Raw genomic sequence first — 15,210 nt, forward strand, 5'->3', positions numbered from 1 at the left:
CGCTGTTTTGCTCCCTTCTACTTGGTGTCTCCGCTGCCTAGCGCCTGCTTGACAGCGTCGCGTGACACCGCCGGTAGTGCCCGGTAGATCCCCCACAAGCTATCGAGCTCGCTGAACTTGCGACGGTCCTCCTTGACCCAGCTTGCGAAGATCTCCTGCTCCAACAGGGAAAGGGACTTCACCCGACTGATCACTTCCGCGAGGTCGATCATGGTTCCACGGCCGCCCACCCGGCAGCGGTTGCACTCGGTGACGAGCTGCACGTCCAAAATTCCGTCTGGCAGCTGGACTTTGCGGCGAGCGACATCCAGTTGCGCGCTTAGCACCCCATCGTCGTAGAGATCACCTGCCGCAACGCCGCAGGACCGGCAGAGGAAGCTGTCCTCTGCCAACACCTTGGAACGCCTAGCTGCCGTCAGACTGCTATTGGGCTCACCTTTCGCCTGCCCAGGAATCCAGACTTCCGCGCCCTTCTTTACGTACCGCTGTTCCTCTTGCTTGAGAGTCGGGTCCTCGCGGTGCGTGTCGATCCGCCAGCCGTGCTTCCGAAGATCGCGCACACGCCGGTCGATCTGTGCAACATCCGGAAACGCCTCGCGCAGAGCGGTTTTCCTGAAAGCGTTACCTACCCCGACTTCGGTCTCCAGCCACAAGGCAGCCCGGATCATGCTTCCAAAGCTCGGGTTCCGCCACGATGGCAACGTCATGAGTTCAACCTTTCTCGGTTCTTTCCAGGTTAATTGAGCGCTTCAGCCGGTGGCTGACGTGCTGACTGCCGGCCCCGGACGGTGATCAGACCTAGCCCGGCGCTGAAAGCCGTAGGCATCAGCACGCGCATCAAAGCGCTAATTTTGCGAGCTTCACAGCCAGTTCTGGGGATATTCGCCCAGAATCGGCACGATCCAGGTGTCGACCCACAGCCCCGCGGGTTCCGCGTCTGAGGCTTGGCAACCCACCCGGTGCAGTCACGGCTCGAAACGATCAACCCGGAGCCCTTGATCTGGTTTTGCAGATGGCCTCGATGACCTGAGGTGACCGACCGCACTACGCTGGCCGCTTAAACACCCGCAGCTCGACATACGCCCCCCGACTTGCTGGTCGATCACTGGCGGTGACTGCGGTTATAGCTGGACGGAGCGCTCTTGCCGCCACGGACAACCCCTGTCCGGCCACCTGACCTATAGTTCGCTGCCCAGCGCGACACAGAACCCTTGGAGACGCCGTATTCATTGGCGACCGCTGCAACGGCCGCGCCGCGCAGCCTCTTCCCCGCGATCTCCACTTTAGGCTCCGACGGAACCACGCGTCGACACATTGTGCTCCCTCCAAAGGGTGTCAAGAATGAGATAAAGCCTGGCGCGCAGCAGTTCCCACGCACCCAAAATTCAGTCCCGGTTCATTCGCCGAGCATCAATCATGCGCAGCCTTCAAGCGCGACAAAGTCACGATAATCCTCAGCATCAAAGTGCTTGCATGAAGCAACAACCAGCAGAAGGCTAACGACTTCCGTCTGGTACGCCTACTGGCGCTGCGTCTCGTAAACCACCAGTTCCCTCAGCCTTAGGCAACCCTCCCTTACTCGTGCATCTCGGGTGGCACTTGCCTGGGCAGGTCAGCGCCAAGACAGCCACCTTGCGTGATCACCTTATTGGATACCATCAGCCACATGAGTGCACAAGCGACGCTGGAGTTTCAACTAAAAGTGCAACCACGCGTACGGCGCGTGGCCTAGCGGCCAGCGACGGGACCGGCAGGAGGAAACGCACGACGATGCCAGAGGACCGATCATTCGAGGACAAAGTGAACAGGAAACTAACGCAAGGCGCAGTGTCCAAAGAAGAAGGTGCGCTCGCTAAGGCCCTCATTGGGCTATATGACCTACTCAAGAAACAGCCCGGGAAAAAGCTCGATAGTACCGCGAAGCGGCTTGGCATCAGCAGCAGCGCTTTGTACCGGGGGCTGACCTGCGATTCCTTCCCGTCATGGGAAATGCTTGTCAAGCTCCTGTACGAGTCGGCCTGCGACGATGCGGGCCGACTTGCTGTCGGCACAACCGACACGCAACTGAAGGGGTTGTACAGCGCAGCTGAGGCGGCACACCGGAAGCGCAGGAAGCCGCGCTGCAGCGCATGTCCTGAATACCGACGGAACATCCGCAGCCTTCAGCAGCAGGTGCTCGACCTTCAGCAGAAGGTCTCGGAGTTACTGCAGGAAGCCCAAGCCCTGCGGGCCGACAAGGCGGTCTTAGATGCAGCACTTACGGTGCAACACAAGTCGGCACACCTGCCGGTCCCCTCTCGGAAGGGAGACCGGCAGCGCAGCACCTCCGACACCTCTGCCGCAACGCAGCTTGCCGCCGAAGTTGCCACACTCTTCGCCGACGGGCAGCGCGAGGCAGCCCTCGCGGTTCTTCGGGAGATCCCAGGGCTGCTTACACCGCGAGATAGCGCAGCTTCCGTTGCCCTGCTCCGCCGACAAGAGCTGGATAAACCCGCAGAGACACTGATCCAGATCTACAGCCGTGAGCAGCCCGAGAAAGATGTGATGCGCTTCGCTCTGGGACTGCAGGAATTCGATCTCGCCAACGACGCCGGCAACGCTCTGCGAATTGCTGTTGGATGACTTGCCGGCACACGCTGTCTCGGTCATCGGACTCAGGTGATCTTGCGGGCGGGTGCAGTGGGGGTAGCCAGGAGATTCTTGATGTAGGTGAAGAAGGCTTGGGCGTTGATTTGCTCGATGACCGTTGCGTTGGGTGTCAGGCCGTGGACTCCCCAGGACATTGCCGCGTAGTTGCGGGTCAGCTCGCCTGATGTCTCGACATCTACGTGGTAGCGGGCGCTGCGGCGGATCAGGTCGGGGTGTAGCAGGAGCGCCGTCGTCAGCGAGTCCGGGTGGGTTGTGCCGTCGATTCCGACGCTGCGGTCGAAGGCCAGCGTTGCCGCGCAGACTCGGGTGAAGAACTCCGAGAGAGAGGGGTGCCCAGCGCCGCGATCTCGTCCAGCTCGGGCTGGGCGAACACCGCTTGGTCCAGGGTGAGCGGTGCCCACGGGACCACCGTGATCTCGAAGCCCGCCGCGAACACCGTCTTCGCCGCTTCGGGGTCGACGTAGAAGTTGAACTCGGTGGCTGCGGTGATATTTCCCCGGGCGTTGTTGGAACCGCCCATCACGTAAAGGATTTTGACGTTGCGGGCGAAGTCCGGGACCTTGACCACCGCTGTCGCGATGTTGGTGAGCGGGCCGATCGCGACGATCGCGAGTTCGCCCGGGTTCTCGGCGGCTAGCCGGATCAGCGCGTCCACCGCGTGCTCGGGTTCCGGGTCGCAGCCCGTCATGTCCATCGTCAGGCCGCCCGCGCCGTCGCCGTGCACGTTCTCCGCGCTCTCCCACGGCCGGACCATCGGGCGGCGGCAGCCGAGGTGCACGGGGACGTCGCCGAGGCGTCCCGCGACGTTGCAGGTCAGGTAGGCGTTGCGGACCTGCTGGCCAAAGTCCACGTTGCCGGCGACCATCGTCACGGCGCGCAGGTCGGCTTGGGGGTCGAGCAGGCCAACGAGCAGGGCGATGCAGTCGTCCTGCGCCGTGTCGGTGTCGATCACCAGCGGGATGGGCTCAGACGTTGGGATGACGTCTCCCGTGCTTCGGAGGCCCTGGGCGCCGATTTCTATCGAAATCGGCGCATACTCGTTCAAAAGATCATTTGGCGGGGGCGATTTTGAAGGCTGCCTTGCGGGCGGCTTTCGCGATCTTCTTGTCCGGGTGCTTGGTGCCGATCAAGGTAAGCACCTCTCGCACGTCCGGATGGTCCAGGCGCCACATCTCCTCGAAGATCGTCGCTTCCTCGCCGGGCGGCACGGCTTCCGCCAGCACGTCGGGCAGTTCTTCGGATTCCACCGAGTCCAGCGCCGCACCGAGCATGTCGGTGAGCAACCGCGCCGCGTCGGTCACCGTCGGCTCTAGTTCTTGCTCGGAAGGATCGAGTTGGTACAGCGTCAACTTCGCGTACGGCCGCAGCATCGGCTCGTCCAGTGCCTCCCGCCACCGTTGCGGCGCGGTCGCGGCGCGTGGCGCGGTGATCGCGATCGCGATCATCCGGTCCTCCGCGTCGCCCGTCGCGGCGGCGGTCAGCAACTCCTGCGTGGCTGCGTCGGCTCCGCGGGCCTCGAACCACGCCTCCGTCTCGGCCGCCAGCTCGTCGTCGGTCGCGCCCTTGGCGAAGTCCAACAGGTCGAAGGCCGCCAGCTGTTCGACCGGTGGCAGCAGCGGAACTTCGACGCCGCCGTCGGTCAACGCGCCGCCGAAGGCGTACTGCGCGAGCGGGGTGAGCCGCGCGATCCCCTGATCGACCTGCGCTGCGCCCAGGTCGGCGAGGGGCGAGAGCAGCCGCTCGGCCGGATCGCCGCGCCTGTCGACCCAGGATTCCCAGGCGCCGGGCGGGGTGAATTCGTCGACCGCGGTTTCCCCGATCACCTCGCGCAGCTCCGCGACGGGCATTCCTTCGTTGCGGGCGAGGAACAACGACACCATGCCGATGGTCGCGGAGTCCGCCAGGTCGAGCAGGACATCGTCGTCCTGGAGGGCTTCGTTGACGAGCACTCCCAACGCGTCCGCCCAGACGTCGAGCACCGTTTCGTCGCTGCCGTCCGGCCACTCATCGACCGTCGGGCCGGTCTCGACAGCGTCCGGGGCAGGGCCGATGAATTCCAGCTCCGCCGCCAGCGCCCACAGGCTCGCCAGCTCCGGGATATCGCCCATCGCCGCCACTGAATCCGGCACCGGGAAACCGAGTTCCTCGGCCGCGGCGACCGCGTCGGCGGGTGCGAGCTCGCCGGCCGCGAGCGGGCGGCCGCTCGCCCACGTCGCCAGGCGCCTGGCTCGGTCCAGCAGCGGGCTGCGCCGCGCCGCGGCGGCCAGGTCTTCGTCCGACGGCAACCGGAGCGGCGGCAGCCGGTCAGGCAGCCCGAGCTGCTCGCGGAGGTCGAGATTCGCTTCGGCCTCAGGGGCGACGGTGTGCTCTTCGATCCAGCGGACGGCCACCTCCTCTTGATCGGCCGGGTCGATCCCGGCTGCGTTCAAGACTTGCCTGAGCGGGTGGTCGAGGCCCCAGTCCAAGACCGCTTCGGGGAACCACGGCTCGATCGCGTCGATCTCTTCCTGCAGCTCGTCGACCTGCTCCACCGACAGCCGTCCGGTGTCCGCCGCGAAATCCAGCAGCTCGCGAATGGTGGTTAGCACCGTGGAAACGTGATCGTTGGCTTCCATCGTGGTCCTGCGCGGGTACTGCTCCAGCAGCAGCTCGTTGAGGTGCTGCGGACGCAGCTTGCCCAGGTTGGCGATGCCGACGTGCTCGTTCAGCAGTCGGAGCAGCATCGCAGCCTCGTCGGTGTTGCCCTGCACCGGCTGTTCCTGCTTCTTCGCCCACTCAGCCAACTCGGGCAGCAGGCTCTCGACCGGGTCGCGCTCCATACCCGAAGCGTAGCGGTCCCGAGGCCGCTCGCGGGAGCTAGCCTCGACGGGTGAGGTCCGAGGCGGGCTGAGCGGTTCGGGGGTCTGCGGGGTGGGTGGACAGTCCCAATTAAAACTGCGGACCCACCGGTGACCGTCCATTGCCGACGAGCCGCTTATCGCAAGCGCTGCGGTTTGACGGGGGTGGCCGCTAGATTCCGGCGAGTCGCCTAGCGAAGGAGCAGACGCGATGATCAACCATGAACCCCAGCGGATCACGACCTTCCTGATGTTCCAGGGGGGCACGGCCGAGGAAGCGATGACCTTCTACACGTCCTTGTTCGAGGACGCCGAGATCCTCGCCATCAGCCGTTATGGCGCCGACGGCCCCGGCGCCGAGGGCAGCGTTCAGCACGCCACGTTCTCCCTCTCCGGCCAGCAGTTCATGTGCATCGACAGCCCGACGCCGCACCAGTTCGGCTTCACGCCGTCGATGTCGCTCTTCGTCACCTGCCGAACGGAAGCCGAGCTCGACCGCCTCTACGCGGCACTCGCGGAGGGCGGCGAAGCACTGATGCCGCTTGGCTCCTATGGCTTCAGCCCCAAGTTCGGCTGGATCAACGACCGCTTCGGAGTGTCCTGGCAACTGAACCTCCCCGAATGACCGTGAGGTCACGCGCGCCCAACTGCTTCCGCAGCGAACCCCTTGACTCTGCGGAATTCACCTCAGTTACGTGCTGAGGTAATCGGGACGCCAGCCGACGTTCACGTTGCGGCCACACGCAATTCGTGGGTGCTTGCGCGTTCGCGAGGTGGGCACGGTCACGGGCGGTCGTGCACAGTGGAAAACTATTGTGGGAGAAGTCGTTCTAGCGGGATTGGATGCTTATGACGACCGTCGGCGTTGAGCGCGTGAGCCGAACGCAGGAGGCTTTGGCCGTGCTCCGGCCGGATGTGCGCGAGTTCACCGCGAGCGTTGATGCCGCCGTGCTGCGCCCCGCCGACGAGTCCGTGCTCAGCCGGGCCGATCGTGCCCGGATCGCGTTGCGCGTCGCGTTGGTCAACGAGCACGCCGAATACGCCGACGAGCTGGCCGAGCAGTTGGATTCGCTGGCCGGGGAAGGCGCCGCCGACGTCATCCGGGACGTCGAGCGCTGGTCCGAGCTTTCCGAGTCGCTGCAAGCGTTGCTCGCGCACTGCGAGCAGGTCGCGCTAGATCCGGTCGATGCGGGGTTCGACGAGATCGCCGCGCTGCGGGCGCACGGGTTCAGTTCCGCCGAGGTGGTAGCCGCGTCGCAGGTCGTGGCCTACGTGAGCTACCGGGTCCGGCTGCTGCTCGGGTTGCGGCTCATCGAGCAGGCCGACGACGGTCCGGTGCCGCCCGAGCCGGCCTACTCCATCGCGGTCGGGGCCACTGCCGACGGCTGCGAGCTGCCGACCCCGGCCGAGGCGTTTCCGGTGCTGCGCTGGGTTCCGTGGGTCGATCCGGCGACCGCGCCGGAGAAATCCGCCGGGGCGGACGAGAAGCGGTCCCCGTTCTACCTGACGCTGCTGCACGATCCGCAGGTGCTGGCGGAGCGGACCGCGCTCTACAACGCGATCATGACCGGCACCGGCGCACTGGACCGCGCCGACCGCGAGCTCGCCGCGCTCGCCACGTCGCTGATCACCGGCTGCGAGTACTGCGCCGGTGTGCACGGCCGCCGCCAGGTCCAGTTGTCGAAGGACCAGGTCACCTCGGTGGCACTGGCGAAGGCCGGCCCGGCCGCTGTGGCGGATCCGCGCCAACGCGCGATCGTCGATGCCGCCGGCGCCCTCGCGCCCACCCCGGCGGCTTTGGCCGACACCGACATCCGGCGCCTACGCGCGGTCGGGCTCAGCCTTGACGACATCCGCGACCTCGTCGCGGTCTCGGCGATGTTCGCCTGGGCCAACAGGCTGATGCTGACCCTCGGCAACCCCGCCGCCTGATCCCGGCACTTGCGCTGCCCTTCAAGCGCCAGGGAAACGGAGGCGCTTCAGTTCTCTTGCGCGACGGGCGGATCGTAGATACGCAGCGGGGGTGGCGCAGCGGCGAAGCCCTGGACCTCGACTCGGGTCAGTTGGCCCGTGCAGCCCTGGGCCAGGCGGGAGGTTCCGATGTCCCGGGTCACGGCGTTCGGGTTGCCGTGGATGCACGTGGCGACGTCCGGGGCGCTGGGGTCGAACCAGGCACCGGTCGCGAGCTGGACCACCCCGGGGCGGACCGAGTCGCTGATCACGACCGCTGCGAGGGCACTCCCCGTCGCGCTGACGACCCGCACGACGTCGCCTGCGGACAATGCTCGGTAGGCCGCGTCAGTGGGGTGCATGCGCAGCGGTTCTCGGCCGTGGATCTTGGACTCGGCGCTGGTCGCGCCGTGGTCGAGTTGGCTGTGCAGGCGAGTCGCCGGGTTGTTCGCGACCAGGAACAGCGGGAAATCCCCGGCACCGGGCGGAACCTGCAGTTCTTCCGGGACCAGCCAGATCGGGTGCCCGGGGCAGTCGGCGTAACCGAAGGAGCCGATCCGCCGCGAGAACAGCTCGATGCGCCCGCTCGGCGTCGGCAGCGGGTTACCGGCCGGGTCGGCACGGAACCGGTCATAGAGCACCTGGTCGTCTGAGTCGCCGGACAGTTCGAGCCGGCCGATCTCCCAGAACCGCCGGAAATCCGGTCCTGCCGCGGACGCCTGCCGCCACTGCTCGTAGAGGTGCGCCAGCCAGGCCCACTCGTCGCGGCCCTCGGTGAATTCCGCGGCCACCCCGAGCTTTTCGGCCAGAGCGGTAAAGATCTCGAAATCCGACCGCGCTTGCCCGAGCGGCGGCGTGACCTGCCGCATGGCGATCAGCGCACGGTCTTCCTTGGCGCAGCCCAGGTCGTTGCGCTCCAACGTGGTGGTGGTCGGGAACACGATGTCGGCGTGCCGGGCCGTCGCCGTCCAGAACGGTTCGTGCACGAGGACCGTCTCCGGGCGGCGGAACGCCTCGGTCAACCGCGCCAGGTCTTGGTGGTGGTGGAACGGATTCCCGCCGGCCCAGTAGACCAGCCGGATGTCCGGGTACCGGCGACGCTCGCCGTTGTAGTCGTACTCTTGCCCCGGGTTCAGCAGCATGTCCGCGATCCGCGCGACCGGGATGTATTCGCGAACCCGGTTCTCGCCCTGCGGCAACGTCGGCAGCGGGTACGGCAGCGGGCGCATCCCGATGCCGGCCATCGCACCGTAGCCGTGGCCGAATCCGCCGCCGGGCAGGCCGATCTGGCCGAGCACGCACGCCAGCGCGATGCCGGCCCACAACGGCTGTTCACCGTAGCGGGCGCGCTGCAACGACCAGCTCAGCGTCACCATCGTGCGCCGCGTCGCCATGGATTCGGCGAGCCCGACGATGACGGCCGCGTCGATGCCGCAGACCGACTCCGCCCACTGTGGACTCTTCACGATGCCATCCGCCGCGCCGGACAGGTATTTCCAGAACTCATCGAACCCCACGCAGTGCGTGCGGAGGAACTCCTCGGCGTGCCAACCGCGTTCGATCAGCACATGGCTCAGCGCCAGCATCAGCGCGGTGTCGGTGCCCGGCACCGGTGCCAGCCACCTGGCGCCGAGCTCCGGCGCGAGGTCGTCGCGCAGCGGGCTGATCAGCGTGAACCAGGCGCCGCGCGCCCGCGCCCGACGTAGGTGCCCGGCCACCGCGTGCCTGCTGACCCCACCCGCGTTGACCTGCGAATTCTTCGCTGGGATGCCGCCGAAGCAGACGAAGTGCTCGGTGTGCTTGGCCAGCACCGGCCACGCCGTCGGGCGCACGATCGGGTCGTCGTTGCCGACGACGTGCTGCAACAGCGGCCGGGACGCGCCCAGGCTGTAGGTGTTGACCGAGCGGGTGTAGCCGCCGATGACGTTGAGGAACCGGTGGATCTGGCTCTGCGCGTGGTGGAAGCGGCCCGCGCTGCCCCAGCCGTAGGAGCCGCCGTAGATCGCCTCGTTGCCGTAGGTGCCGCGGACCCGATCCAGCTCGCTTGCCGCCAGCTCGATCGCCGCTGGCCAGCTGACCGGCACGTATTCATCGCCGCCGCGCTCGGACTGGCCGTCCAACCAACCCTTCCGCACGTGCGGCGCGAGCACGCGCACGCGTTCGTCTAGCGACGCGGGAATGTTGCGCAGCAGCGGAGCCGGGTCCGGGTCGTCCGAGTCGGCGACCACGTCCAGGCCGTCCGGCGTGCGAGCCGCGGTGAACAGGCCCCAGTGCGAGCTGTGCTGCTGGTACACGATCACCCCACAGTTCGAGATCGGGCGCGGCGGCGAGCAGCGCGCGAGTGTACTCGCTTTGCGGGTTGCCCAGCACTTCCTCGCTGTCCCCGACCTCCACCACGTACCCGCCGTTGAGCACCGCTACCCGCGAGCGCATGTGCCGGACCAGCACACCGAAATCAGATCGTTCGACCACCGACAGCCCGCAGGGCCCGGCCCCCGCGACGACCACACACGCGACCGGGCGGGCGGGCGTGCGGGCGTTCATGGACGGACTCCTGGTGGTCGGCGGCTCGAATGACTCGACAAGCTGCCCTCGGTGGGCGGGCATGTCAACCGCTGGCGGACGCCGGTCCGCCCCCGACGACATTGCGGCCAAGATACCTGCTGCAACAACTTTCTCGACGGTCATCCCACGATGCGGTCAATGTGAGCCACCAGGTGCTAACCTGTTGCAACAGGTTAAGGCTTGTGGCTCAGTGTGCGCGATGTTGCCGGGCACCGCAGGTCATCGAATGACGAACGGAACGGGAGCGCACCTATGGCTGAACCGGCCGGCTATCTGCGGGTCGCCGACGATCTCCGCGACCGGATCGTGTCGGGCGATCTGGCGCCCGGCGACCGGCTGCCGTCCCGCGCCGAGATCAGCCGCACCTACCGGGTCGGCCAGAACGTCGCGATCTCGGCGGTGCAGGTCCTGATGGCCGAAGGGCTGGTCGAAGGCCGAACCGGCAGCGGCGTCTACGTCCGCCAAACCACGGGCCACCTGCGCGTCCAGCGTTCGTCGCTGAGCGGTCACGTCCACGGATCGCCGTTCGTCGCGACCCGCACCGGCGAGCTCATCGCCGGGCAGCGCGAATCGGTGTCGAGCACGATGCCCGCCCCGGCCCGCATCGCGGCGCGGCTCAGGATCGAAGTCGGGGAGGCGACGATGCGCAGCGAGTACGAGTTCACGGCTGGCGGGGAGCGCACGATGCTGTCGACCAGCTGGGAGCCGCTCGCGATCACCGGCGGCACCCCGGTAGCGCTGCCGAATGCGGGCCCGGGGGCGGGGGAAGGTGTGGTCGAGCGGATGGCCTACATCGGCGTGATCGTGGACCGGACGGTGGAAGCGGTCTCGGCCCGAACGGCGTCGGCGGACGAAGCCCTCCGCCTGAACGTCCCGAAAGGCAGCATCGTCCAGGTCCTGGAGCGCACCTACTACGCGGCCGACCGCCCGGTGGAAACGGCGGACATCGTGGTGGCTGCGTCCCGCTACCAGATCGAGTACGAAATCCCGGTGTATCCCCGGCACCCGGCGCGTTGACAGCGTCATCCCCCATCGCGGATTTCCCGTCACAGCCGTGAAATCGCCCGACACCGGGGTGTCGCGCTTCGCGCGGCGGGGTAGTCGGAGCTTGCGGATCTGGAGGAGGCTCACATGGTTCAAGTCTCAACCGAGCCGGTGATCGTCAAGACCCCCAAGGGAGCCCTGGACGGAGATCTCGTTGTGCCACCGCCAGCCCAGGCGGTGGTGCTGTTCGCACACGGATCCGGGAGTTCCCGGCACAGCCCCCGCAACCGCGCGGTTGCCGAGTCGTTGCAGAGCGCTGGGTTCGGCACCCTGCTGCTGGACCTGCTCACCCCGGAAGAGGCGAAGTTCGACCAGCGGACCCACGAACTGCGCTTCGACATCGAACTGCTCGCCGGGCGGCTGGTGCCCGCGATCGACGAACTCAACGCGTGGTCCACCAGCACTGGCATGCCGGTCGGGCTGTTCGGCGCCAGCACCGGCGCCGCCGCGGCGCTGAAGGCCGCCGCTCGGCGACCGGAACGCGTTGGTGCCGTGGTGTCGCGCGGCGGGCGCCCCGACCTCGGCGGCGAAGCACTGGCTTCGGTGCACGCTCCGACGCTGCTGATCGTCGGCGGCCACGACCGCGAGGTGCTCAACCTCAACCGGCAGGCCGCCGAGCTGCTCACTTCGCTGCCGCTGGCCGACGTCAAAATCGAAATCGTGCCGCACGCCGGTCACCTCTTCGAAGAGTCCGGCGCGCTGGAGCGGGTCGCGGAGCTCGCCGCGGACTGGTTCCGCACCTACCTCGGGGCTGGGGTCGAGCGCTGGACCGGACCGGACGGAGGGCACTGGAAACCGCCGTCACCTCGCCGGCGACCACCGCCCACGTAGTCCTGCACAGCCGAATAACTGGGAATGCCCGTCGGCAAGTCCGCACCGGCGCGGATGCCGCATGCGGTTGTCACCGCGGCGTGCAGCGCGGCGCGGTACAGCAGCGAGCCCATGCTGATGCGTTGAACGCCTAGGGCCGCCAAGTGCTCGACGCGGTGGCCTGGCTGGAAGAGGATGTTGAGCGGCACGGTGAGCGCGTCCCGCAGCGCACGAATGTCGCTCTGGTCAGCCATGCCCGGCACGAAGATGCCGTCCGCGCCGGCCGAGACGTAGCGCTCGGCGCGGCTGATCGTGTCGGCAAGGGATGGCGCTGTGCTCAGCCAGTAGGTGTCGGTGCGCGCGTTGAGGAAGAGCTCTGGCGTCCGCTCCTTCACCGCGCCGATCAGCTCCGCATGGCGCGCGGGGTCGCCGAGCTCGTCCTCCAGGTTGATTCCCGCGATGCCCAGCTCGGCCAGTTCGGCGGCCAGCTCCGCGACTTCGCCGGGACCGCCGCCGAAACCCGCCTCCACGTCCACGGTGACCGGGCGGGGCAAATCGGCCAATCGGCGGGCGAGCTCGATCGTTGCCTCGCGCGTGCAGCCCGCGGCATCGGGCAGCCCGTGGGCCGCCGCCACGCCGAGGCTCGTCGTGCCGATGGCCTCGAACCCGGCCTCGACCAGTGCGGCGGCGGAGGCGAAGTCCCAGGCGTTCGGCAGCAGCAACGGGGAATCCGCGTGGTGCAGCGCATGAAATTCTCGCGACATGCGTGCACCTTAAGTCCGGGGCGGTTCGGTATCCACCGAAGCGTGGTCGTCGGAGAATGGCCGGCATGACGATGGCACGCGACGTCGCCCGGCTCGCTGGACTGCTCGCCGACCCGACCCGTGCCGCGTTCTGCTTGGCGATGCTCGATGGCCGGGCCTGGACCGTGACCGAGTTGGCCGCGCAAGCCGGGGTCGCCGCCCCGACGGCCAGCGAGCACCTGAACCGGCTGGTCGCGGGCGGGTTGCTGGTGGAACGCAAGCAGGGCCGACACCGGTACGTGCAGCTCGCGAACTCGCAGGCGGCGGACCTGCTGGAGGCGTTCATCGGCCACCTGGGGCCGAGCCGGGAGCCGCCGCGCGGCCTGCGCGCCGTCAGCGCGTCGGCCGCTCTGGCCCGGGGGCGCACCTGCTACGACCACCTCGCCGGGCGGCTCGGAGTCGCGATCGCCGACGGCATGACCGCCGAGGGCCTGCTCAACCAGGCCGAAGGGTTCGCGATCACCGAGGCAGGCATCGACTGGCTCACCGGCACTCTCGGCATCGCCGCCGCCGATCTCCGCGTCACCCGGCGCCCGCTGGCCCGCGCCTGCCTGGACTGGACCGAACGACGCTCGCACCTCGCCGGCACTTCCGGCGCCCACCTACTGCGCCGTTTCCTCGAAAACGGCTGGATCAAGCGCATCGGCACCGACCGCGCGGTCCGCCTCACCCCGGCCGGCACCACGGCGCTGCGCGACCTGCTCGCCATCGATGCGACCGCTCACGATCTGGTGTGATGCGGCTGCGGTGCGCCAAAGGGGGATCAGCGGGGCATGCGGCGCCAGATCGCCTGCGGCAGCAAGCGCATCATCGCGAAGACCCAGCGCAGGATCGGCGGCACCCACACCACGCGACGCCCGCGCCGCAGGGCTTTGACCGTCGCATCCGCTACCTGGTCGGGCGTGCTGGACCACGGAGCCGGACGCATCCCCCGGGTCATCCGCCCGATGACGAACCCGGGCCGCACGATCAACAACTGCGCGCCGCTGCCGACCAAGGCGTCGGAAAGACCGTTGGCGAACCCATCGAGCCCGGCCTTCGCCGACCCGTAGACGTAGTTCGTCCGCCGCACCCGCACGCCCGCGACCGACGAGAACACGACGATCTGACCGCTGCCCTGCTCCCGCAGCAGGTTCGCCAGGTGTGTCAACACGCTGATGTGCGCGACGTAATCGGTGTGCACGATGTCGATCGCGTGCGCGGCGTCCCGCTCGGCCCGTTCCTGGTCGCCGAGCACGCCAAAGGCGGTGACCGCCACGTCGACCGGGCCGTGCCGGTCGACCACCCGGGCAAGCAGTTCGGCGTGACTACCGACGTCCGAAGCGTCGAACTCCACGCGGACGACCTCGGCGGCACCGGCCTCGCGGAGCGCGGCCTCCTCGGCGTCGAGATCCGCCGAACGCCGCGCCGCCAGGACAACGGTGCGGTGCCCGCGTTCGACCAGGCGCTCCGCCACCGCCACGCCGATCTCGCTGCGGCCCCCGAGGACCAATACCGCTCCGCTCATCGCCGCAAGTCTGCCACCGGCCGTCGCACACCCCGATTCCGGCTCGCCCTACCTCGGCCTATGGGCCTGCCTCGCGCAGTTAGAGCCCGGCCAGAAGTTGTCCACAAAGGACGCAGAGACGGTGGCCGCGAAGACCACCGGTTGCTGCGTGACAGCGGTTTACCTGGCGTGCTGCCCGGAATACCCTGCTCGTGATCGTTTCTACCCCGGACCGAGCGGATCCTTCCCATGGCAAGTGCTGACAGCCCGCAGATCGACACCACCAAACCCAGCATCGCGCGGGTGTACGACGCATTCGTCGGCGGCAAGGACAACTTCGAGGTGGATCGCGAGGTCCTGCACCAGATCCTGAAGATCGCCCCGGAGGCGGTGCAGGTCGGCAGGCAGTGCCGGGGATGGCTGATCCGCGTGGTCCGCTTCCTGGCCGGGCAGGCGGGCATCTCGCAGTTCCTCGACCTGGGTTCCGGGCTGCCCACCGCGGAGAACACGCACCAGGCGGCGCAGCGGATCAACGCCGAGGCCCGGGTCGTCTACGTCGACAACGACCCGTCGGTAGCGGCGCACGGCCGCGCGCTGCTGGAGGAGAACGAGAACACCCACTTCGTGGTCGCGGACCTGCGCAATCCGGCGGAGATCCTGACGAACCCGGTGGTGACCAAGTACCTGGACCTGAGCCAGCCGGTGGCGCTGATCCAGTGCAACACCCTGCACCACGTCCCCAACGACGAGGACCCGTTGGGGATCATGTCGACCTACGTCGATGCCCTGGCCGCCGGCTCCTACCTCGCGATCTCGCACCTGCACAACCCCGACGACGGCAGCTCGCGAGCCAGGCTCGCGGTGGAGTCGCAAGCCCGGTTCAACGCGATGATGGGCAGTTGCTACTACCGCAAGCGGGACGAGATCCAGGCGTTGTTCCAGGGTCTGGAGATGGTCGAGCCCGGCCTGACGTACCTGTTCGACTGGTGGCCAGACGGTCCGCGTCTCGCCGAGCCGTCCGACGGCGAGTACAACCTCCTCGGCGGTGTGGCCCGCAAGCCGTGAC

General features: G+C 67.8%; 14 protein-coding genes. 7 read left to right on the plus strand and 7 right to left on the minus strand.

Going from position 1 to position 15,210, the window contains the following annotated elements; translation table 11 throughout:
- Positions 1–17: 17 nt before the first annotated feature.
- Positions 18–707 carry a KpnI family restriction enzyme N-terminal domain-containing protein gene (locus tag BJ970_RS06225; protein WP_184724925.1) on the minus strand — a complete coding sequence of 230 codons (690 nt, stop codon included), beginning with the start codon at positions 705–707 and terminating at the stop codon, positions 18–20.
- Between the two features lie 1,063 nt (positions 708–1,770).
- On the opposite strand from BJ970_RS06225, the gene BJ970_RS06235 reads away from it, so the two are divergent.
- On the plus strand, positions 1,771–2,622 hold the full coding sequence (locus BJ970_RS06235) for a hypothetical protein (protein WP_184724931.1): 852 nt from the start codon (positions 1,771–1,773) through the stop codon (positions 2,620–2,622).
- Positions 2,623–2,654: 32 nt separating this feature from the next.
- Here the strand turns inward: BJ970_RS06235 and BJ970_RS39905 are convergent, their stop codons facing one another.
- From BJ970_RS39905 to BJ970_RS06245, 3 genes are all read right to left on the minus strand, one after another.
- Entirely contained in the window at positions 2,655–2,936 is a 282-nt protein-coding gene (locus BJ970_RS39905) for a nucleoside hydrolase (protein WP_376775109.1), read from the minus strand.
- Complete coding sequence (locus BJ970_RS06240; RefSeq protein WP_312864137.1) at positions 2,882–3,601, minus strand: nucleoside hydrolase; 720 nt, start codon at positions 3,599–3,601, stop codon at positions 2,882–2,884. The genes BJ970_RS39905 and BJ970_RS06240 overlap by 55 nt, the downstream gene beginning before the upstream one ends.
- Before the next feature lie 97 nt (positions 3,602–3,698).
- The gene (locus BJ970_RS06245) at positions 3,699–5,468 is read right to left on the minus strand and encodes a hypothetical protein (RefSeq protein WP_184724932.1); all 1,770 of its coding nucleotides are present in this window, start codon (positions 5,466–5,468) and stop codon (positions 3,699–3,701) included.
- 229 nt (positions 5,469–5,697) lie between these two features.
- Here BJ970_RS06245 and BJ970_RS06250 point away from each other — a divergent pair, with 229 nt between their 5' ends.
- Entirely contained in the window at positions 5,698–6,111 is a 414-nt protein-coding gene (locus BJ970_RS06250) for a VOC family protein (RefSeq protein WP_184724937.1), read from the plus strand.
- A gap of 248 nt (positions 6,112–6,359) precedes the next feature.
- Positions 6,360–7,418 carry a peroxidase-related enzyme gene (locus tag BJ970_RS06255; RefSeq protein ID WP_184724940.1) on the plus strand — a complete coding sequence of 353 codons (1,059 nt, stop codon included), beginning with the start codon at positions 6,360–6,362 and terminating at the stop codon, positions 7,416–7,418.
- A gap of 47 nt (positions 7,419–7,465) precedes the next feature.
- Here the strand turns inward: BJ970_RS06255 and BJ970_RS06260 are convergent, their stop codons facing one another.
- Positions 7,466–9,736 carry a molybdopterin-dependent oxidoreductase gene (locus tag BJ970_RS06260; RefSeq protein WP_312864138.1) on the minus strand — a complete coding sequence of 757 codons (2,271 nt, stop codon included), beginning with the start codon at positions 9,734–9,736 and terminating at the stop codon, positions 7,466–7,468.
- 517 nt (positions 9,737–10,253) lie between these two features.
- On the opposite strand from BJ970_RS06260, the gene BJ970_RS06265 reads away from it, so the two are divergent.
- Positions 10,254–11,018 (plus strand): GntR family transcriptional regulator, encoded by a 765-nt coding sequence (locus tag BJ970_RS06265; RefSeq protein ID WP_184724943.1) that lies wholly within the window; start codon positions 10,254–10,256, stop codon positions 11,016–11,018.
- A gap of 114 nt (positions 11,019–11,132) precedes the next feature.
- Positions 11,133–11,876 carry a dienelactone hydrolase family protein gene (locus BJ970_RS06270; protein WP_184724946.1) on the plus strand — a complete coding sequence of 248 codons (744 nt, stop codon included), beginning with the start codon at positions 11,133–11,135 and terminating at the stop codon, positions 11,874–11,876.
- Here BJ970_RS06270 and BJ970_RS06275 read toward each other — a convergent pair.
- Positions 11,786–12,619, minus strand: coding sequence for an isocitrate lyase/PEP mutase family protein (locus tag BJ970_RS06275; RefSeq protein ID WP_184724949.1), 834 nt, complete (start codon positions 12,617–12,619; stop codon positions 11,786–11,788). The genes BJ970_RS06270 and BJ970_RS06275 overlap by 91 nt on opposite strands.
- Positions 12,620–12,684: 65 nt before the next feature.
- Here BJ970_RS06275 and BJ970_RS06280 point away from each other — a divergent pair, with 65 nt between their 5' ends.
- A complete protein-coding gene (locus BJ970_RS06280) occupies positions 12,685–13,395 on the plus strand; it encodes an ArsR/SmtB family transcription factor (RefSeq protein ID WP_184724951.1) in 711 nt (236 codons plus the stop codon).
- A gap of 26 nt (positions 13,396–13,421) precedes the next feature.
- On the opposite strand, the gene dprE2 is transcribed toward BJ970_RS06280, so the two are convergent.
- Positions 13,422–14,165, minus strand: coding sequence for a decaprenylphospho-beta-D-erythro-pentofuranosid-2-ulose 2-reductase (dprE2, locus tag BJ970_RS06285; RefSeq protein WP_184724952.1), 744 nt, complete (start codon positions 14,163–14,165; stop codon positions 13,422–13,424).
- A 228-nt stretch (positions 14,166–14,393) separates the two neighbouring features.
- On the opposite strand from dprE2, the gene BJ970_RS06290 reads away from it, so the two are divergent.
- Positions 14,394–15,209, plus strand: coding sequence for an SAM-dependent methyltransferase (locus BJ970_RS06290; RefSeq protein WP_184724953.1), 816 nt, complete (start codon positions 14,394–14,396; stop codon positions 15,207–15,209).
- Position 15,210: the final 1 nt, after the last annotated feature.

The sequence above is a fragment of the Saccharopolyspora phatthalungensis genome (assembly GCF_014203395.1).
Classification (GTDB): Bacteria; Actinomycetota; Actinomycetes; order Mycobacteriales; family Pseudonocardiaceae; genus Saccharopolyspora; species Saccharopolyspora phatthalungensis.